Here is a 21,874-nt window from a genome sequence, read left to right on the forward strand (position 1 = left end):
TTCTATAAAAGCCACCTAAAGAGTAATTCCTTTTTCGGTGGCTTTTCAAAATACTATATATTTTAAAACAAAACCACACAATGTTTCTTTCAGCTTAATTGAGTATAAAACTGAAATCACTGTGTGGTTTTATTTTGAAGCTAGTTTTTGCCCAACATCATATTAAGTAGCAATTTGTTATATTCATTTAAACAAAGGATTAAAGAAACCATCTGTATTTTTTAGTAGAGTTTTGAATACTTTGGACTTCAAGTCCACTGTATTTTTGAAATGATCTTTAATTTTCGGATCTGACATTCCCTCCAAATCTTTGCGAACTGCTTTATCAAATAAAGTGCGTAACTCATCATAGTTGCTAATATGGGTTCCATCAATATCGATAGCCTCAAAACCTTTCTTAGCTTTAACAAGAATTTCCCCGTACCAATGTCTCTTCCACTCTTCAAGGGTTTTAAAGTTTCCTTGCGATACTTTATTAATTATTAGCTTATCGCTTAGTAAACCATGGTTGTTTTTATCTGCTTCTGCTTTGTATTTATTAGATACATAACTGATAAAGCCATTTTCATAACCATAATAACCCCACATACGGAAAGCATTATGCTTAAATGATAATGAACCAGGTGCACCATCACTCGTATTCCCACCGTAAATACCAGCCATCATATTGACATTCACGTAAGCTGAGTTTGGAGTGAAATCCTCTGGACGATAAATTCCATTCCCTGGATTTCCATGTTTTGTCATAAAATTATTATCGATTAAATCATTGATGCTTGATAACTTCTTAGCTTTTTCTTCTTCATTCAAATCACGAACTTTATCCCATTGATTAGGCGCTTTGAGCTTATTCAAATTGTCAATAGTCCGTATTGCCTTGTCAACTTTCTTGAACCACTTCGTATTAATATCTGATACCCCTGATTCTAGAACTGCATCTGCTTCTAGATGATCTAGCATCATTAGTGCTTCATTATAGTTTTTCATATATCGATCAATGTCTTCACGAGTTTGAAGCTTATCAGGATTATAATTGTACCATTGGTCACCATCATTTTCACGATGATAGGCCATGTTAAGACCTAGAGCACCATACTCACCGTTACCTGTAGATTTATCAGGTGTTTGCAACATACCTTGAGCATATGCTTCAACGTCGGTGCCTTCACGATGACTATTTCCTCCAAAATATAACATACGGTCATTAACATGAGTTGTTTCATGTGTAAATGCTGAAATACCAAATTGACTAATCATATCCGTTACCATAAATAAGACTTTGTCATCATTATTTGGATTAGGGAATATTGAGGCCATAGCGCCCATACGCCAGTCTCTATCATGGTGTCTCCATGTTGGACCATATAATTCACGAATTGGGGCTACAGGGTTACCTTTACTGTCAAATCCTCGACGACCTACAGGAGAACCATTGTAGGTCTGATTATCCCAAACAGGTGTTGGTACCATATTTTGACTCTTAAGAAGTCTATCACGTACATTAGGTAGAGCTAATCTTGACCAGAAATCAAGATAAGTTTGTTGCCCTTTAGCAACTTTATCAATTTCTTTCTTAAATTCGTTTCGAGATTCTTCTGTTAACTTACCATATTTCTCAAATGAGCTATAAGCCATTGTATTGTAAGTCGAAATCAAGAATATATGTGCATTCTTAAGAGTTAATAGAGGTAAGATCATACGATTATGAACACCATTGTTCAAACCATCAAATGCACGATGTCGTTTGTTAACAAAATCTGGGTTCGTTGTTTTAGGCTCCACAACGTATACGTTCTTGGCCGCATGGATAAACCAATCATTTAAATCAGTATCGTTAGTGAAGAGACGCATGTTGTAATCTAAGAAGCCATGTAATTCAGACTTACCAATAGTTCCACCAATCATATCACGATAAGCATCCAAAGTTCTGTCGCCCTTGATATTTCGCTCACTTGATCCAATTCGAATTAAGAAATCAAGAAGGTCAACTGACTTACCATAGAAGTCAGGTTTAAACATCATCAAGTTCTTGATAGTCATATCCCCATACTTGATATCATAGTAACGATTAAGGTAAGTAAGAGCCATCACGATTTTAGCTTTATTTTCATCCACTTTTTTAACAAGTGCTTTCATAGCCGCTTCGTCACTATTTAATTGATGGTCAGCATTTTCAATCAAAGATTTGACCAATTTATCAAGATTAGCTTTCGTTTCAGCAAAACTTTCTTCGAGATAAAGGTCTCGGATATAACCGTTTTTACGTTCCTCTGTATTTTCTTCAGCTCTATCCCGATTACCCATCAAGGCACGTACTTCAGGAGAAATTAATTCAACAGTCGCTAACCTATCTTTAATGTCTTTAATCAATTGATCACGATTTTTATCAACCATGTTTGGTGTATAAACAATGTCACCCAATCCATCGATACTATACTCACGAACTTGCGCTACTTTAGACTCTTTTTGATGAACAGCTTTGATTTCTTTAGTCTTATCTGCATAGTGAATCATCACATGATCAATATCTGATAAATCGGTCACAAATTGACCATCCTTCATACCCGTAACAGAAAGGACTTCCTTCTTAGCTAAGTTTGAATCTTCTGCAAGTTTGTTACCTTGGTTAACAATCCACTCTTTGTTGTAGAACGGTTGAAGCTTTTCAATGTTGCGATAAGCTAGATCTCGATCTACTTTATAGTCTTGGGTTGACTTATATTCATCTTCTTTTCTTGTTAAGAGGTTTAAGGTATTAACAATAGGGTCATGGATTTCATACTTGTCTGCTGAGATACCGTAAGATTCAATTTTCTTATCTGCTTCTACTTGGGAAATCGTTGAGATTCGTTTTGAGCGTTGATAAGAAGACAGACCTGTACTAACATCTTTCACGACATAATCACGATTCAATCGATTTCCAGAGAAATATCCGTCTTCATCATCAATATTGTGTGAACCAAAGAAGATTTCACCCTTGGAAACTTTCATCATGGAAACATTATCTTCAATAGCTCCCAAGACCCAGTTAGTGCTAATGAATCCTCCCACATCAACAGGATTTTCAATATCAATCGTCCCTTTCGCAACAGAGTGACGTACACTACCTTCTCTTCCAACAGTATAATTGTCCATACCATTACCTGAAACAGATACAATACCAGCTGCTTTTGCCCGTTTACCAGTAATTGTGGCATTTACAAAGGCCCTATCAAGGTTACCCTTCCAAATTTCTCCAACAATCCCTGCTAGGTTTTGCCCCTTATCTCCACCAGCATGTAATTTACCAATAAATGCAACATTGCGCATATTTGCTCCACGGTCTAACTTATTCACAATTCCTGCAATATTATTATTAGCGATAACACTACCTGTGACTTTAATATCTTCAACAGTTGCATTTTTCACCATATTAGCAACAGGTGCTATTCCGTCAGCCCAAGGCATATTGATATCCACATTACCTAAATTAATATTCTTCACTGAACCATTTTCAATACGATCAAATAAGGGACGGGCAATATTATGAATCGTATATTGTTTACCATCAACACTTGATAAGTGTCCCTTAAACGTGCCTGGGACATATTGTTTAAAGGGTGTTGGTACATTCGTTGCATTCAAATCTGCTCCGATTTTAAATGTACCATTTTTATCGGCATTCATAGCATCTACTAAATCTTTAAAGTTATAGTAAACATTATCATCTTTAGGGCGAGGTTTTTCAATGTAATGAATGTATTCATTTCTAGTCTTAGATGGATCCACATGTTGAATCAAATCTTGAGCAGTTGCTGTAATTTTATAAAGTTCTTTTTCTTTTTCAGTTACCAACTCAATCTTATCAACTGCTAAACGTGTTACTTTATTATCACGACTAGTGATTTTTAAGTACATTTTCTTCACATCTTCATCTGAAGGTTTTTCAGTCATGAAATCACTAGGTGTTTCAGTACCATCATCATTTACCTTCACTAAATTAGTAGATGCTATATTTTTAATTTCAACTTTTTTCAAATCCAAGCGAAGTGGTTTCTCTTCTAATGTTGCAGTTTCTTCTCCCTTACCACGGTCATAGGTCATAGTGGTTTCTATCTTATAGTCCTTGTAGAATTTTAAATCTTCTACCTGCTTATCTAATTGCTCTGAAGTTAAATCTACTGTTTTGACAATTTCATTTCCATCTTTAATTGTCGCAGTAATTTTATTGATCTTGACTCCATCTGTATTAACCAAATGATAAGAAAGATTTGCGGAGCGGTCTAATACATTTGTATCTGTTCGCTCCAAAGTCAAAACAGGAGCCGTTTTTTCTTTAGGCTTTTCTTTTGTACCTTTTACAAGAATTTCAGGCTTCATTTCTTTCAAAATAGTTACTGTTTCAACTGGTTCACTAATTTTTTTGCCATGTAACTCTTCATAGCTAGTAACAATTTGACGTTCGCCATCCTCACCAATTTGTTTAACAGAATCATCGCCTATAAATTTGGTAGGATCAGATTCTTCTATAGTCGTTTTAGAAATAGTCTCGGTCCGGATATCGGTATGTAAAGAAGGCAACTCTTCTCTTTCTGATGCAACTTCTGAAACTGTAGATATTGGCTCAGTATATTCTGGCTTTTTGCTAACAGGTGGTTCAATCAAATTTCCATTTTCATCCACTCCTGTTGCACCTACTGGTTCCGTGTATGCTGGTTTTTCGCTGACAGGTGGTTCAATCAAGTTTCCATTTTCATCTACTCCTGTTGCACCTACTGGCTCAGTATATTCTGGCTTTTCGCTAACAGGTGGCTCAATCAAGTTTCCTTTTTCATCCACTCCTGTTGCACCTACTGGCTCAGTATATTCTGGCTTTTCGCTAACAGGTGGCTCAATCAAGTTTCCTTTTTCATCCACTCCTGTTGCACCTACAGGTTCAGTATATTCTGGTTTCTCAGTTTTAGGCGCTTTATCTGGAATTGTACCTACAGGAGCTGTGTACTCAGTTTTCTCTACTTTAGGCGCTTCGTCTGGGACTGTACTTAAAGGAGCCGTATATTCTGATTTTTCATGAACTGCTGGTTCTACCTTCTCTGATACTACGGCTTCAGGTAATACTGGTTGAACTGCAGATTCTACCTTTTCTGAGACTACGGCTACTGGCAATTCTTGTTGAACTGCTGGTTCTACCTTTTCAGTGACTACAGCTTCTGGTGACGCTGGCTGAACTTCCGGTTCACCTTTTTCAGTTACAACAGCTTCTGATAATGCTGGTTGAACTGCTGGTTCACCTTTATCGGTTACGACTGCTTCGGATAAGGATGGTTGAACTTCAGGTTCCCCCTTTTCAGTGACTACAGCTGCTGGCAATTCTGGCTGAACTGTTGGTTCACCTTTGTCGGTTACGACTGCTTCGAATAAGGATGGTTGAACTTCAGGTTCCCCCTTTCCAGTAACTACAGCTGCTGGCAATTCAGGATGAACTGCTGGTTCTACTTTTTCTGAGACTACGGCTACTGGCAATTCTGGCTGAACCTCAGGTTCGCCTTTCTCTGCCACAACTTTGGGTTGCTCAACTGGCGAAACAGTTGATGCCGTAGAAACCGACGAAACCGTTCTATCATCAAGTTCCAAGTAACCAACATATCTATAACCAGAAATTTGCAACACACCATCACGTCCAGACTCATGGATGTTAGCATTCAAATTAAGTGCTGAAGTAGTTGATAGTGTAACTAAACCTGTCGCCCCTATAATCAAAAATGTAGCTATTTTTTTATTTCTCTTATCTTTTGTAATAACTACAACAAGACTACCGATGGTCAATAAACCAAATACAGTCATAATAGATTGTGATTGACCAGTATTTGGTAGTGCGTCTTTCTCATAAACCAAAGCATATGATTCTTTTGATTCGTCAGGTCTACCTTGTTTGAGCTGATCACGTTCAGTTTGTGTCAAATTACTATAATCTAAGTAGTGATAAGTCGATGCACCAACAATTGACGGAGCAAATAAAAGACTTCCCAAGAATACTGAGCCAACAATACCTTTTATTTTCCTAATGGAAAATTTATCTTTTTTTAATAATGACAATTGTAATCCTCTACCTTTACTTTTTATTTCCTAATAGCAAACACTATTTTTTATTCTCAAAAATTGAACTTCTAAAATCATTCGTTTGATCTAGATAAGCTTTATATATTGCTTTTTTCAATTTTAGAACTCTACTATATTCAGGATAAATATTTACACGTTCATCCTCTGCATCAGCTTTGACAGCAGCAGTTATCATACTTTGAAGCTCTTTTATATTTGTTATTGTCACTCTATCTTTTCTGAACCAATCTCCATTTGGGTTAATGAAGCTAATGCTCATTAATTTATTAAATTTAGCTATTCGCTCATTATACATTGCTTTTTTGAAATCAACCCATGATTTATATTCATTATTAAACACTTTCTTAAGCACTAAATCATCAGTTACATTACCGATTTTTTTACCATATGATGTAATAACGTCACCATTTGCTTTTGCTTCTTCTGCGTATTGATTAGAAATATATGGTACCATTCCATCTTTAAAACCTTTTGCAGCTAACAATTCAAATGCCATACGACGACCCATTAAATCACCCGGAGTTCCTTTATCATTACTTAGAGCAGAATATATTGGTGAAAATAGTTTAATTGTATAATAGCCATTTCGTTTAAAGGTATTATCATTGTCATTTTCATATCCTCTTCTAGTAATAACATCATTTTCAATTAAACTATTAAATGTAGTTAATTTGCTAAGTTCACTATCATTTAAATAACGAATAACATTGGTTGCATAAACTTTACTTCCATCTGGATCTGTTTCAAATTTATTTTCTATTTTTCTCAATAACTCATTTTTCTTAGAAATATCTAAGTTAACAACAGCATTTCCTTCTAGATATTCTAGCATATAAATTACATCAAACATATTATGCATATATTTTTGCAAATCTTCTGCATTATTAAATCGTTCTGTAGGATTTTTCACCTGAAGTCTAGTTGGATTTTCTGAGTCTTCATATTTCAAAATAGAGTTAATCGTAATAGTAGGATCATCTGGATGATCAGGAGCTTGTAGCAGTCCTTTAGCATAAAACTCTGGTCCAAGTCCATTTCGCCTTCCATATCCTCCAAGATAAATTTCTCTATCTGAGTTATGCGTCATTTCGTGTGTATAAGTTACCGCACCATCTTTATCAAGCATGCGATATGCCATATAATAGAATGCATCCCCTGTAGCATAGGCTCCATTAGCATTATGAACAACATTATTTCCTGCTGGACCGAAGAAATGTTTTATCGCTGGATGATCTGTTTCAAAAGTTGCTTGATATGTAACTTTATCTTCACTTTTATCTGTACCAAATCTAAACGCATCATAGACTAGAACACTTCTATATAATTTTTCTTTATTTTTATCATCTAATATTTTATACCAATAATCATAGTGATCTCTAAATCTAACAGCCGCTTCTTTAGCTTTTGTTTCAACATACTCATTTAAATTATTTCCTGCTGGATGATCTTTACTTCTATATCTATCATAAGCACCAAAACCTATTGTTGAAATGTTGGCTATAATAAACACCGATTTTTCAGGTAATGTTAATAGCGGCAAGACCATACTTGGATATTTCCATGATGGGCTAGTTAACCTATCATATACCCCTATAGATTGTGGAGTACCTGCTTTTGATTGTTTTTCGCTAACTTCTGGAATAGAAGATTTTTCTTCTAAAATATAGGCTTTAGTTTGATTTTTGAACCACTCATTATTTGTTTTATCTGGTACAAAAGCTTTTCTATATTTTTCTAATGCATCAAATAAATTATTAGTTTTATAATTTTTCGCTAATAAAACTTTATAAGTTATAACATTATTTTTCGCTAGTAAATTATTATATCCAGATTTACCTAATTCGATAACATTATCTAACGCTGAACTATTTGATTTACCGAAGAAATCCAAGTGGTACATAACTAAATCTTTTGCTTTTGTTTCACCATATTTGAAATTGTACCAACGCTCTAAGTATGTTAATCCTAGAAGTAAAGCTTCTTTATTATTTTTAATTTTCTCGATTACATAATTATCTATTACCCTACTGTTATTTTCCGCTATTGCAGCATCTGCAGTAAGAAGTTTTGTCAAACTATCTTTCAAATTAGTTTTTGTAGTATTGAATTGATCTTCTAAATATAACTCCGTTAAGCTAACATCATTAGAAACATCTAATACTTTTCTAATGGCGTCTGATTTGTATTCTACACTATTTAATGCTGGTAAAACTTCTCCTAAAATATTATTATAATTGCGAAGTAATGTATTCGGTGTGTAAATTAAATTTGTACCGCCTATTCTATACTCTGCTACACTTGAAAAATCACTTTGATATTCTATATTTTTTGTCTCTGATGTATTGTCCGCGTAATATAGTAACAGTTTATTTATACTTTCTTTGTTTTTGTTAATATCACTAATTACTTCATTATCTTTCATAGGAACTACTGACAATAATTCCTTATTATAAAGGTTACTACTTGCCTCTACTAAATTTCCGTACTTAACTATTGTTTCTCTATTATAGAACGGTAATAGTTTTTCTATATTTTTATATACTTTTTCTTTTGATGAATCAGCATTCTCAAGACTTCTATAGTCAGTTACATATCTAGAAGAGAAGTTAAAATCTTCTGTTTTAGTAGTATTTTTAGATACAAAAGCAGCTTTTTTCTCTCTAATTTGTGCGTCTTCTAATACTTCTCCTCTTTGAACATCAGAATCCTTAGTTAAGATTTCATCATCTTCTTGTACTACGTTTACAACCTTATTATTTTTGTTGCTATACACATGATTTGCTTTCATGTCAGTGAAATCTTTTCCAGTTATTGCATTACCGTTCGTAACATTAACATCGCTTAGCACATTAGAAAGTCGACCAGATTTTTCTAATCCGCCTACTGGGTCCCAAAGATTACCAACTACTCCACCAACGTTTGCAAAACGTTGCACATTATTAAGATTTCCTTCAGCATAACTATTACTAATTAGCGCACTATCTTCTACTGCACCAACTATTCCACCAATAGATTGATCCCCTTTAGTTGCGTTTGATGCTAAATCAATTGATGCGAACGACTTATCTATTAATCCCCTCGAACCAGAAAGTTTACCTACTAAACCTCCGATTTGATAACTAGCAACTGTTTTATATGTATTAGTTATTCTACCTGTATAGCTACTGTTAGAAATAGTAGAATTATTAACTTGTGATACTAATCCTCCAATTCCATGTTCCCCAGCTATTGCTCCATCAGCATGAACATTATCAATATGGGTATTGCTATTCGCTTCTTTTGCAAGTGTTGCAGCATCTTCTTTTGCTGAAATATTGACATCTTTTAGTGAAAGTTTTTCTACTGTAGCACCATTTAATCCCCCAAATAATGGTTTTTTCAAATTATAAATAGCGTAATATTTCTCATTATTTGTTCCTACTAATGTTCCATGGAATACATTATTCACATAACTTTCTTGACCATCTGGAAGTTCAACTTCACGAGCATCCATAGTTGCTCCTAAACGGAATGTGCCATTAGGATTGCTATTCATTGCATCTACTAAATTTTTAAATGATGTATAGACACCAGTTTCACTTTGCTGAGTTTTTGGTAAATAGTAAGTATAATTTTCTAATACATTATTATTTTCATGATGTATCAGATTATTTGCACTTGCTACTATTTTATAAACATCTCTATTATCTTTATTAGCATTAGTAATGCTTATAACTGGTAGCATCACATCTTTAAAGTTCTCTGATTTAACTTTCATAAAGTAATCTTCTGCATTACTTGGTAAAGAAGCAAGTGAAGTTACATGACGATACTTATCACCATCTTTTGAATATAGTTCTACAGAAGATATATTTCTAAGTTCTAATTTCTTAATAACTTCTTTTTTATCTTTAGCGTCATCTTTTTTCTCATCTTTATGACGATAAAGTTCATCGTATACTGGTGGAATTTCATTACCTGCTATAATACTCTTAATCCAAGCTAATTGTGTAGGAGATAAAATCAATCCGCCTGAACGATTTTGTGCTCCATTTTGGTGGACCCCAATGACTTCACCATTAGCATTAAATATTCCTCCACCACTCATACCAGGATTTCCACCTTGATATTGGACACCGTAGGTATTATTCGCATATTCTTGTTCCATTTCTACCGTAGCATCTTTTAAGTGAGTGTATTTCCCAGCTGGATATCCATGAACATTTAGTTTGTCATTAAGATTTACTTTAGTATAATTTTTAACTAATTCTACATGTTCTCTGCCAGTTGTTTCAGGTAGCTTAATCACTGCTAAATCATAGATAAATCCTTTTGGATAATCTTGTTTATTATAAAAATGGATATCATTAGCAGTAAATCTTCCTTTTCGCCCATCGGGAGTTATCCATTCATATGTATTTTTGGTTTCATCCCCTATGAACTTACCTGTAGTATTATCAGAAGAACTGCTAATAAAATTATGAGCTACTGTTAAAAGTACATTTGGTGCAATAAAAGTAGCTGATCCCACTCCAGTTCCCTTCGTCGAATCTGTAATAAAGGTCATATTAATTAACGCACTAGATTTTTTCTGAATACTCATTTCTTCTGGTGTATTCGTATTTTCATTATTTGGTTTAGTCTCTTCTGTACTTGGTTGTTCAATACTTCCAGAATACTCTCTAGTTGGCTCTACTTTCTCCGGCTCTACTATTGCTCCGGCTTGTACTCCTGTATACTCTCTTGGCGATTCTACTTTTTCTGGTTCTACTAAAGCTCCAGCTTGTATACCCGTATATTCTCTCGGAGCTTCCACTTTCTCCGGCTCTGCTATTGCTCCAGCCTGTACTCCTGTGTATTCTGGAAGTGGAGCTACTTGCTCTGGTTCGACTATTGCTCCAGACTGGGTGCTGGTATATTCCGGTTTTTCAGCTGTCTCAGGGGCTACAACAGCTCCCGATTGCTCACCTGTATATTCTGGTAAGGAAGCATGGGTCTCTGGTTCGACGATGGCACTAGACTGAGTCCCCTTGTACTCTGGTTGTGGAGTTACTTGTTCTGGTTCTACTAACGCTCCAGCTTGTACTCCTGTGTATTCTCTTGTCGGTTCTACTTGTTCTGGTTCCACTATAGAGCCTGACTGAACTCCTGTGTATTCAGGAAGTGGAGCTACCTGCTCTGATTCACCTTTGTCGGTTACAACTGCTTCAGGTAACGCAGGTTGAACTGCTGACTTACCTTTGTCACTTACTACCGCTTCGGAAAGCTCTGGTTGAATTGCAGGTTCACCTTTGTTGGTTATAACTGATTCAGGTAACGCAGGCTGGACTGCTGGTTTGTCTTTATCTGTTACAACTGCTTTTGGCAATTCAGGTTGGACTTCTGGGGTGCCTTTGTTGGTTACTACTGCTTCTGGTAAAGCTGGTTGAACTTCAGGTTCGCCTTTGGCGCTTACAACTGCTTTTGATAATTCAGGTTGGACTGCAGGTTCACCTTTGTCGGTTATAACTGATTCAGGTAACGCAGGCTGGACTGCTGGTTTGTCTTTATCTGTTACAACTGCTTTTGGCAATTCAGGTTGGACTTCTGGGGTGCCTTTGTCGGTTATCAAATCTCCAGCTTGTACATCCTTATGTTCTGCTAATTGTGATTGAGAATTTGAAGATTGTTTCTCTTCTTTTGTTGGATTGGTTAATTTAGTAGAAAGAGGTTTTTCTTCCTGAATAGCTTGTACTGTTGATGGACTCTCTACAAAAGTCGGTGTAACACTATAATCTACCTTTTGTTGTTTTGTAGGACTAGCTACTGATTTCTCTTGATTATTTACTTTAGAATCAGAAGTCGTTTTTCCCTCTTTGATATATCCAATATATGTGTAACCTGAAATGTCTTTAGGAAGAGGCAATTTTTCTCCAGAAGTCAATTCATAGTCAGTATTGTAATTTAGCAAAAGATTATTTTCTAAAGCATGAGCTGATACTAGGACACCGTTCCCGATTCCTGCAATCAATACTAAATGTAATACCGTTTTATTCTTAACCTTTTTCTTAGAAACGGCAAAAATCAAAATCCCCAGAGCTGCTAAGCTAGCACCAGCAACTAAGGTTTTCATATCATTCTTGCTTCCAGTGTTGGGTAATTCTCCCAGTTGATTTGGGGAATTTAATTTATAAACAAGATAATAAGTCTCATCATCATTCTCCACGTATGTCGGAATATCATAGACAAGCTTATTCTGCTCATCTGATGATAGCTCTGACTCTGTCACATATTTATAGTGAACACCTTTAGTCTCTTGAGCTTCTACAGATGAACTACCTAATACAGACATAAAAAATAAACTTGAAATCGTTGCAGATACAAGTCCTACTGATAATTTTCTAAATGAAAAACGCTGCTGTTTTTCACCAAAATACTTTTCCATTATTCCTCCTTGAAATATAATTTATATATGTTACGAAAACCTTTATTATATTAGTCTATTATCTATAAAAAAGACAATATACCTTGATTATACTCTTAATTTTCTAAAAAGTCTTAAAATTGCCTTGCGTTTTCATACTTTGTTTTATATATAAAATACCAAGGAGCAAGGTTTACCATTTCCTATTTTCTCTTTTTGGATAAAATATAACCTACCATGGCATTTCCACGGTAGGTGTTGCTTATATCAATAATCGTTCTAAAAATGGTTTGATGCAGTTGAGGAGAATTCCTTCTATCCAGCTTTCTTGGGCTGATGATAAATGTTCTGCTTGAAGGCTTTCTTTTAAAAAGTCTCGGACTTGTTCTGGTGCAATTTCAAACTCAAAAGCTTTCATTTTATAGAAAAAGTCTATGAGATGATCTGACAGATACTCGGTTGAAAAGGGAACTTCTCCACTTTTTCGATATGCTAATAAGAGGCGAGCAAATCGAGATTTTTCTTCAGGAAGCTCACGGAAATAGGAATTGAGGAGCCAGGTCTGCTTCTGCTTTCTTTCAACTGGATCCTGACTCGCAATTCGTTGGTCTTTTTCCAACTCTTTTTGGTATTGTTTGGCCTTGATAGCCCGTTCTGTTCGATTTTTACCAAAAAGTATTTTCTCCCACTTGCGTTCTTCTTGAGTCAGGGTCTCTGTAAAGCCAAAGTAATCCTGATAGGCACGCTCTGCTGGCCCCATAGCTAGAACCAGATTGTCTGCATATTGCTTAGCGATTTTATCTCTCTTCTTGCGCTCTTTCTCTGCCTGGGTACGGAGTTCTTGTTCGTAATCAATTTTCTCCTTGCCTAGCTTGACAAGATAGAGTTGGTCATCTGGTTTTCCAAGTAAAAAGGGTTTAATACATTTTTCTAGGACTTCTTCCATGCGAGCCTTCTTCTTTGGCTCTGCCTTGGTCCAACTTCCTCCCTGAAAGACTTCTAGGAAGAGATGGTAGTCTCTTTCAGGTGTGAACTGATTACCACGATTGGGCTTGAAAACACCTTTTTCCCAGAGCCATTTTAGAAGTCGCTCGTCAAAGTCACTTTTATTGACCTTGATTTTTTCCTTTTTCTGGGCTTTTTTGGTTAGATTTTCAACCTTTCTGAGTAATTTTTCTTCCTCTTCCAGTTGCTGGTCAAGGCTTAATCGATGAAAATGCCGAACACAATCACTACCAATCGGAAAGAGGCGTTGACCTGTGACACCGTTAAAGAGTTCGTAAGCGTATTTGATAGCATTCCCACATACACAATTGCTACGGCCAATACCATTAAAAATCAAGGAAACTTCATTCCATTCCTTGGTAGCTTGTTCCCAAGTATCAGCTTTTGAAGCCTGTAAAACCGCATCATGCAGGGATTTTCTAACTGGAAGTGGCATGAGGTCTCCTTTCTAGATTATACTTTTACAACTTGAACCTCGTCTTTACCGAGTAGTATCAAGTATTTTTCAATATTTTCAATCGAATAGGCTCGTGATAAAGCCTCTCCATAAAGGGCTAATTGACCACGATAGCGGTCTATGAGTTGACTGGGTTCATCATAGCGGTCTGTCTTGTAGTCGAACAGAATAATCCTGTCCTCGTAAAGCAGATAGCCATCAAGGATACCACGGACAACAAAGTCTTCCTGACTCCTTTGATCTCGTTTGAGCATGGAGAAAGGTTGCTCGCGATAAAGATGGTTGGTATTAGCGATAATTTCCTGACCGAGTCCTGTGTCAAAGAATGCAAGAATTTTCAAAAGATTAATCTTGTCTCTGACAGCTGGGCTGGTTTGAACTTGTTTGAGAGTTTCTGTCAGGCTAGTAAGCGTTGGTCGCTGACTGAGGTCAATTCTCTGCATGAGTTCGTGGGTAGCACTACCAATCTCAGCTCCAGTTACCTTTTCTTTAGTTGAAAAATCTGGCAAATCAAAGCTGATTTTCTTGTCTACTGACTGGTCTTGACCAGCAATTTCGACACCCTCCATATCCATAACAGGTTCGTAGAATTTCTTGATTTGACTTGGGGTTTGAACACTAGAAAGTTCAATGGCTGCGCGGTGAAGAGTATTATAGACTTCAACCTCTTTCAGCATTTCAAGGGCTTCTTTGATGATCTCTGACTGGCGGTTGTCTGCTTGAGAGCTGTCTTGTAGAGGGCTCTTGTTTTCCAATTGACCGATAGTTTCTCTAGTCAACTGGTCTTCACTAACAAAACGATAGCTAAAGTTGAGATGATCCTTGGCAAACACTTTGCTGATAGCCCAAAGCCAATCTTGGAAATTCTTGGCTTGGAGTCTAGTACTGCTATCTAGTTTTCCATTTTTAGCTGCTGGGTATTCCTTGGCTTCCAGCTTTTCACGAGATCCCTTGCCGACAAGATAGAGCTTTTTCTCAGCCCGCGTCATGGCAACATACAGCAGACGCATCTGCTCTGAATAGCTAGCCAGCTGTAATTCCTCTTCATTCTGTATATAAGTTAGGCTAGGAATGGAGAGTTTGATGCTTTTAGGATAGTGAGCTTCCACTGCTCCTGTCTCCATCTTGGCAATATATTTGATACCTAGACCATTTTTACGGCTGAGAATGACTTCTGACATAGAGTCTTGCTTATTGAAATCTTGATCCATATTGAGGATAAAGACGTAAGGAAACTCTAGCCCTTTACTCTTGTGAATGGTCATGAGTTCCACTGCATCTTTTGGCGGTGCGACAGCCACGCTCGCAAGATCGTGCTGGGCTTCTAGGACTTGGTCAATCATACGGATAAAACGAGATAAGCCCTTGAAATTACTCTTTTCAAACTGATCAGCGCGCAGTGCTAGGGCATAGAGATTGGCCTGTCTAGCAGGACCATTTGGCAAAGCCCCAACGTAATCATAATAAAAACGGTCGTTGTAAATCCTCCAAATCAAGTCATAGAGAGAGTGCGTTTTGGCATACAAGCGCCAAGAATCCAAGATATCCATGAATTGATTTAGTTTCTCAGCTAGTGTTGAGTGAATCAAGTTTTTCTGGCTAGCTGCTTGTTTTTGAGCATTGACCAGTTTCTCATATAGATTTTCTTGGGTTTTATCCTCTGCTTTCTGAAGGGACAAACGTGCTAACTCGTCCTCATCAAAGCCAAACATAGGAGACTTCATAAGGGCAACCAAGGCATAGTCTTGCAGGGGATTATGAATGACACGAAGGGTATCTAGCATGACTTGCACTTCTAGGGATTGGAGATAATTGTTTTGCTCTCCGTCAGTTTTGACAGGAATTCCGTATTCAGACAGGGCGAGAAGAATCTGGTCATTACGACTGCGACTGGAGGTCAGAAGGGCAATTTCTTTAAAAGCAACACCTTTTTCCTTATGGAGTTTAAGAATTTCCTTGATAACCAGACGCATTTCGCCTGTTAGTTTCGTTTCTGTTTGACTCTCGTCTTCCTCACCTGTATCGTCCTTGTCGTAGAGAAGAAATTCTGCCTTGTTGTCTGGATTGGGAGTCAGCTTGGTATTGGCAAAAACAAGTTGGTGCATGTTATCATAGTTGATTTCGCCGACCTCTTGGTCCATGAGACGTTCAAAGACATCATTGGTTGCTGACAGCACTTCTGAACTACTACGGAAATTTTCTTTGAGGAGAATGAGCTTGCCCTCTTTTGGATTTTGCACATAGCGTTGAAATTTTTCATTAAAAATCTGCGGGTCTGCTTGACGGAAACGATAGATAGATTGCTTGATATCTCCCACCATAAAGCGATTGTGACCATTAGACAGCAATTCCAACATCCGTTCTTGAATATGGTTGGTATCCTGATACTCATCGACCATAACTTCGTGGAAGCGCTCCTGATAAGCCTCACGAACTTGTGGGAAATTCTCTAAAATCTCAATGGTATAATGGCTAATATCAGCGAATTCAAAGGCATTTTCTTGACGTTTACGCTGACGATAAGCTTCTACAAAATCACTCATGAAGGCTTGGAAGGTTTTAGCTAGTTCCCAGGTCTCTCCATGATAACGTTCTTGATAGTCGAGAATGGTTATCTGGTCTGCTAGTTGTCCTAGTTTAGCAAACTGGGTCTTTCTCTCTTCGTTGTAGGCATCGGCCAGTGGCTTCAAATCAGCCTTACGACTGGCATTGGTCAGAGCTCGGCCGTTTTTCTCTTTCGAAATTGCGACAACACGCGCAAGAACCGTTTGATAAGCCTGACTATCGGACTCTTGATTTAAGGAGTCAATTTCATCCAGAATTAATTGAACACTTTCTAGATAAGCAGCCTTTGGAAACTCCTTGGCATCATTATCCAGATGATAACGGAAAAAGCTTTCCAAATCCCAAAGGGCTTGCTGGATTTGTGTGGTCAGTTTTTCTTTTTCACTGGTAAAATCAGCTTTTTCAAAGCCTTTGAGGAAAGATTCATTCAGCCACTTTTGAGGGTTGCTGGTGGATTGGAGGAAGTCATAGATTTTGTAAACTTGCTGGCGCAGACCCCGTTCGTCCTTGCCACGCCCTGCAAAATTTTTCAGCAAATGACTAAAGGTCTCTTTCTGTTTACCTTGGTAATGGGCTTCAAAGACCTCATGGAAGACTTCATTTTTTAGAAGGAGTTGCTCGCTTTGGTTTTGTAAAATACGGAAATTAGGCGCAATATCAATTAGATAACCGTGTTTGCTAAGGAACTTTTGTGTGAAAGAGTCCATGGTTCCGATGGCAGAGTTGGGTAGGTCTGCCAACTGACAACCCAAGTGTTGTTTGAGGTCAACGTCATCGCTTTCTTGGATTTGTTGGCTGATTTTTTTCTCCAAACGTTCTTTAAGTTCGGTCGCAGCCTTGACGGTAAAGGTTGAGATAAAGAGTTGAGAAATTTCGACTCCACGCGCTAATTGGTCCAGAATACGCTCGGCCATGACAAAGGTTTTACCAGAACCAGCCGACGCTGAGACCAGGATATTCTGGCCAGAAGTGTAGATGGCTTCAATTTGTTCGGCAGTTTTCTTTTGTTCCTTGTTCGAATTTGCTTCTGCTTCTTGCAATTTTTGAATTTCCTTCTCGATTAAAAAGGGAATAGGCTTCATCGATTCAACTCCTCTCTTATTTTTTCAAACCAAGCTTGCTTGAGTTTTTCTCCGACAAGACGCTTGCCATCAGCTAAGTCCAACTTTTCTAGAAAACGGGCTTGACCTAAGTGGTAATTGGCTTCAAAGCCAGTAATGGCTTGATGTTGCTGAACATACGGTGCAATACTTCTGCCATTTTCAGTATAAGGGTTAATGGCGAACTGGCCTGTTAAAATCTTCTTAGCTGCTTTTTTATAAAGATGGGCATTGTAGTCCAGTAGGAGCTGGAATTCCTCATCCGTCAGCTGATTGGCCTTGTTTTTATTGTAAAATTCGCCTAAATGACTGCTTTCTTTTTCTAAAAAGAGACCTTGGTATTTCATTGACTTGCTAGCTTCTACTACTGCACCTGCCAGACTTTTAACGGCCGTCAAAGATTGGACAGGATCAGCCATTTCCAAGTACATGGCACCAAAAAAGTTCTGCTCCCCTTCTCTTTTTAGGGCAGCTAGGTAGGTTGGTAACTGAGAATTAAGCCCATTAAAGAAATGAGGAAACTGGAACTGAGTCAGACTCGACTTGTAGTCTACTACCCCTATCGCCCCATCAGCTTTCAATCGGTCAATGCGGTCAACCTTGCCTCGTACAAAGACACTGCGTCCATTGTCCAATTGAATAAAGGCTTGGTCTTTGCCACCAAAATTTGCCTCTTCTTTGATGGTTTCGATGGCTGGATTGTGTCGGAGAATATGTCCAGTCGTCCGCGCCACATCAAGCAGAACTTCCTTGGTAAACTGGGCTTCCAAACTTTCCTGATAAATGGCTTCAAATTCGCGTTCTTGACTGGTTTCTTGAATAGCTTGTTCTAAACGTTGGTCAAAGGAATCTTCGTCAGGCAACTGCAAGGTGCGTTCAAAGATACGGTGCAAGAAATTTCCGTGACTGCGGGCATCAGGACGTAGACGTAATTCCTCCTGCAAGCCTAAAATGTAGCGGAGGAAATAACTGTATTGGTTTCGGTAAAACTCCGTCAAACCAGACGTAGACAGGTAAAACTCTTGATCAGCGGGATAGAGAGCCTGTAAGGTATCCTTGGTCAACTGCTTACTGCTTGGACTGGTTGGGAGGGCAGGATTTTCCAAACCTTGCTGGTCTAGTTTTTTCCCCATGACACGCGCCAGAACCTTGACAAAGGTCAAATCTTGCTCAGTATCACTTGTCTCGCCCTGCTGGTGATAGGAAACCAGACTGGACAAAAGACTGTGATATGAGCCCATATCTTCCTTAGACAGCCCTTTGTGATTCATCCTCTTCTCTTTCCGCCTAAATCCAAAATGGACCAGCTCTTGAAGATAGGCTGACTCCTTGCTTTCACTTTCATTAAAAAGGCTTGGAGCTGACAAGACCAACTGCTTGCGAGCAGAATTGACCAAGGAAAGCATGGTATAGCGATTTTTCTTGAGGTTCTCCCTGCTGGCAATTAGCAATTGCGCCCCCTCTTCTGTCGTTTGGTTTAAGTTTTGTCTCTCTTCATCTGTCAAAAGACTGGTGTTTTGCGCAATTTTTGGCAAATTGTCCTGAGTTAGACCAATGGCATAGACAAAGTCAGCAGTCAGTGGCGTAATCAAATCATAGCTTTGCACCAGAACGGTGTCTACTGTTGCTGGAATAGTACGATACTGAGATAGACTCATCCCAGAATGGAGCAAGGCTAGAAAGTCCTCTAGACTAACCTGTGAACCAGCAAAAACGGTCGCAAATTGTTCTAAAACATGACAGAAAGCCTTCCAAACTTCGGCTTGTCTTTCCTGTTCTACAGCTTCCATAGTGGCTGTCAAATCTTGCAGTTGCTTGCTGAGACAAGCTCCCTTCAAAAAGACTGTCCATTTTTTAAGAAGATTTTCAGACTTTTGTTTACGGCTGGTAAATAAGGTTTCGAGAGGTTCTAAAATTCTCAGACGAAGGGCATTCAAACCTTCCAAATCAAACTTTCCATGGTGGGATTTGGTAAAGGTTTGCTGAAAGGATGGCAAGCCATTGATACCAAGATAGCGGATATATTGCTCAAATGAGTCAATAGTAGCCTGACTAAGGTCGGTATACAGACCTGTTCTGAGGAGGTTAATCAAATCTTCCTGACGGAAACGATAGCGCTTTAAAGCTAAAATAGACTCGACAAACTGTGTCAAGGGATGATGGGCCATGGATTCGCTTCTACCAAGATAGAAAGGAATCTGATACTGGTCAAAAATGGTTTTCAGCGATAACTGGTAAGAAGCTACATCGCCCAAGAGAATACGAAAATGCTTGTAGCTCAGGTCTGAGTTCTCATGCAATTTCTGACGGATACTACGGGCTACCAACTCCAACTCTTCTTTTTGCGTCAAGCAAGACCAGATTTGTAAGTTTTCACGGTCTTTCTCATCGATATCCAAAGCGAGTTCTGAAAAGTCATAAGAAGATTCCAGCAAACGAGAGACCTTGTCAAAACTATCCATCTGCTCATGAGTTTGAGAATAATCCTGAGCAGGTGTTTGGTATTTAGAGGCTAGATGATGGAGAAACTCCACACTAGCTTGGTAGAGATTACCCTCGCTAAAAGGACTGGTATAAGCTTTCTTGCTAGCATAGACTCCGATGACAATCTCAACACCCTTGCCATGAAGTAAGTCCACAATCCGCTCTTCCTCGGCAGAAAAACGGGTAAATCCATCAATAACCAAGGCGATTTGACTAAAATCACTACTTACCTTATTATTCTCAATAGCTTCAATCAAATGGGACAATTGACTTCCCTGAGCCAACTGGTCTTGATTGAGATAGGCCGTTACTTTCTCAAAAATCAAGAGTAAATCTGCTCTCTTATCCTCATCTGTCAAACTTTCCAAGTCCAAAAAATTCATCTGAGCAGTTGCTATCTCATGATAAAGTTCCATCAACTGCTGGATAAACTGAGGATCCTGCTTGATAGCTCCATAAACACGTAAATCCTTAGGATCAAGTTCGGCAAGACATCTGTAAAAGACCATCCCAAGCCCGATGTCATCTAAACTGGTTTTAGCAGGCAAGTCATTCAAGACCAGGTAACGAGCCATTTGAGCAAAGCGCGTGACGGTAATCGCAAAAGAAGCCTGCTGGAACAAGCATTCCAGCACGGCGCGTTCCTTTTCAAAAGAAAGAGAGTTGGGGGCAATGTAGAAGACCCGCTTGCCAGCAGCAACTAGCTCCTCTGCCTCTCTAGTTAGAATTTCTGTCAAAGAAGTCCGAATATCAGTATAAAGTAATTTCATCTCTGCCTCGTTGCAATTTTCATTACCTTTTATTATACCATGATTAGCCCAAAGATTCCTCCTCCTTTCCTCTAAAATATGCTATAATAATACCAAAAGATAAAGAAGGAAAACCTATGATTAAACTACTAGCCTTGGATATGGACGGAACCCTCCTCAATGAAGTCAAGGAAATCCCACAAGCTCACATTACTGCTATTCACCAAGCTATTGAAAAAGGTGTCAAACTGGTCCTCTGTACGGGTCGCCCACTTTTTGGTGTCCTCCCCTACTATAAAAAATTGGGACTTGACCTCCAGAATGAGTATGTGATTGTTAACAACGGTTGTTCAACTCACCAGACAAGTGACTGGGGACTAGTTGACTGGCAAGAACTTAGTCCAACAGACATCGAATACCTCTATGACCTAGCTGAAAAAAGTGATGTTCAGTTGACTCTTTTTGATGAGGAGCATTATTTTGTCCTCGGTGGCAAGCCTAATGAAATCATTCAAAATGATGCCAAGTTAGTCTTTTCAGACCTGACTGAAATTTCTCTTGAGGAAGCGACTAGTGGCAAGTATCGCATGTTCCAAGGGATGTTTTTGGGCACCAAAGAGCAAACAGACGATTTTGAGGAGCGCTTTGCTAGAGAGCTCTGTCAACGATTCAGTGGCGTTCGTTCGCAACCTGTCATTTATGAAGCTATGCCACTTGGTACGACAAAGGCTACCGCTCTTTCTCGTCTAGCTGAGATTTTGCAGATTAAACCATCAGAAATTATGGCCATGGGTGATGCCAATAACGATATCGAAATGCTCCAGTTTGCAGGCCTTGGGATTGCAATGGGAAATGCCAGCGATTATGTCAAATCCCTAGCTGATGACGTTACAGCAAGCAACGAAGAAGACGGCGTTGCGCGTGCCATTGAGAAATATATTTTATAGTAAAGAAGCCCAGTTCATACCAACTGGGTTTTGATATTTAAGAATTCCTAAAACTTTAGAAACTCTTTAGAAATGCTTGAGCTTTC

General features: G+C 38.2%; 6 protein-coding genes. 1 reads left to right on the forward strand and 5 read right to left on the reverse strand.

Annotation, left to right across the window (positions count from 1 at the left end; all coding sequences use genetic code 11):
* Positions 1-183 precede the first annotated feature (183 nt).
* The 5 genes from SK629_RS05805 to rexB form a co-directional block, all read right to left on the reverse strand.
* Positions 184-6,075 (reverse strand): SIALI-17 repeat-containing surface protein, encoded by a 5,892-nt coding sequence (locus SK629_RS05805; RefSeq protein WP_042900998.1) that lies wholly within the window; start codon positions 6,073-6,075, stop codon positions 184-186.
* Between the two features lie 43 nt (positions 6,076-6,118).
* A complete protein-coding gene (locus tag SK629_RS05810) occupies positions 6,119-12,502 on the reverse strand; it encodes a ZmpA/ZmpB/ZmpC family metallo-endopeptidase (RefSeq protein WP_042900999.1) in 6,384 nt (2,127 codons plus the stop codon).
* Between the two features lie 241 nt (positions 12,503-12,743).
* Positions 12,744-13,922 (reverse strand): hypothetical protein, encoded by a 1,179-nt coding sequence (locus SK629_RS05815; protein WP_042901000.1) that lies wholly within the window; start codon positions 13,920-13,922, stop codon positions 12,744-12,746.
* A gap of 17 nt (positions 13,923-13,939) precedes the next feature.
* On the reverse strand, positions 13,940-17,590 hold the full coding sequence (addA, locus tag SK629_RS05820; RefSeq protein ID WP_042901001.1) for a helicase-exonuclease AddAB subunit AddA: 3,651 nt from the start codon (positions 17,588-17,590) through the stop codon (positions 13,940-13,942).
* Positions 17,587-20,862: an ATP-dependent nuclease subunit B gene (gene rexB / locus SK629_RS05825; protein ID WP_042901003.1), complete on the reverse strand. Its 3,276-nt coding sequence runs from the start codon at positions 20,860-20,862 to the stop codon at positions 17,587-17,589. Before rexB ends, addA begins: the two co-directional genes overlap by 4 nt.
* Before the next feature lie 116 nt (positions 20,863-20,978).
* Here rexB and SK629_RS05830 point away from each other — a divergent pair, with 116 nt between their 5' ends.
* Positions 20,979-21,788: a Cof-type HAD-IIB family hydrolase gene (locus SK629_RS05830; protein WP_042901004.1), complete on the forward strand. Its 810-nt coding sequence runs from the start codon at positions 20,979-20,981 to the stop codon at positions 21,786-21,788.
* Positions 21,789-21,874 lie beyond the last annotated feature (86 nt).

The organism is Streptococcus mitis (assembly GCF_000722695.1).
In the GTDB taxonomy this organism is placed as follows: domain Bacteria; phylum Bacillota; class Bacilli; order Lactobacillales; family Streptococcaceae; genus Streptococcus; species Streptococcus mitis_O.

Coding starts and splice junctions, on each gene's coding strand:
- SK629_RS05810 (WP_042900999.1), bottom strand. CDS start 12,502: ATGGAAAAGTATTTTGGTGAAAAACAGCAGCGTTTTTCATTTAGAAAA.
- SK629_RS05815 (WP_042901000.1), bottom strand. CDS start 13,922: ATGCCACTTCCAGTTAGAAAATCCCTGCATGATGCGGTTTTACAGGCT.
- addA (WP_042901001.1), bottom strand. CDS start 17,590: ATGAAGCCTATTCCCTTTTTAATCGAGAAGGAAATTCAAAAATTGCAA.
- rexB (WP_042901003.1), bottom strand. CDS start 20,862: ATGAAATTACTTTATACTGATATTCGGACTTCTTTGACAGAAATTCTA.
- SK629_RS05830 (WP_042901004.1), top strand. CDS start 20,979: ATGATTAAACTACTAGCCTTGGATATGGACGGAACCCTCCTCAATGAA.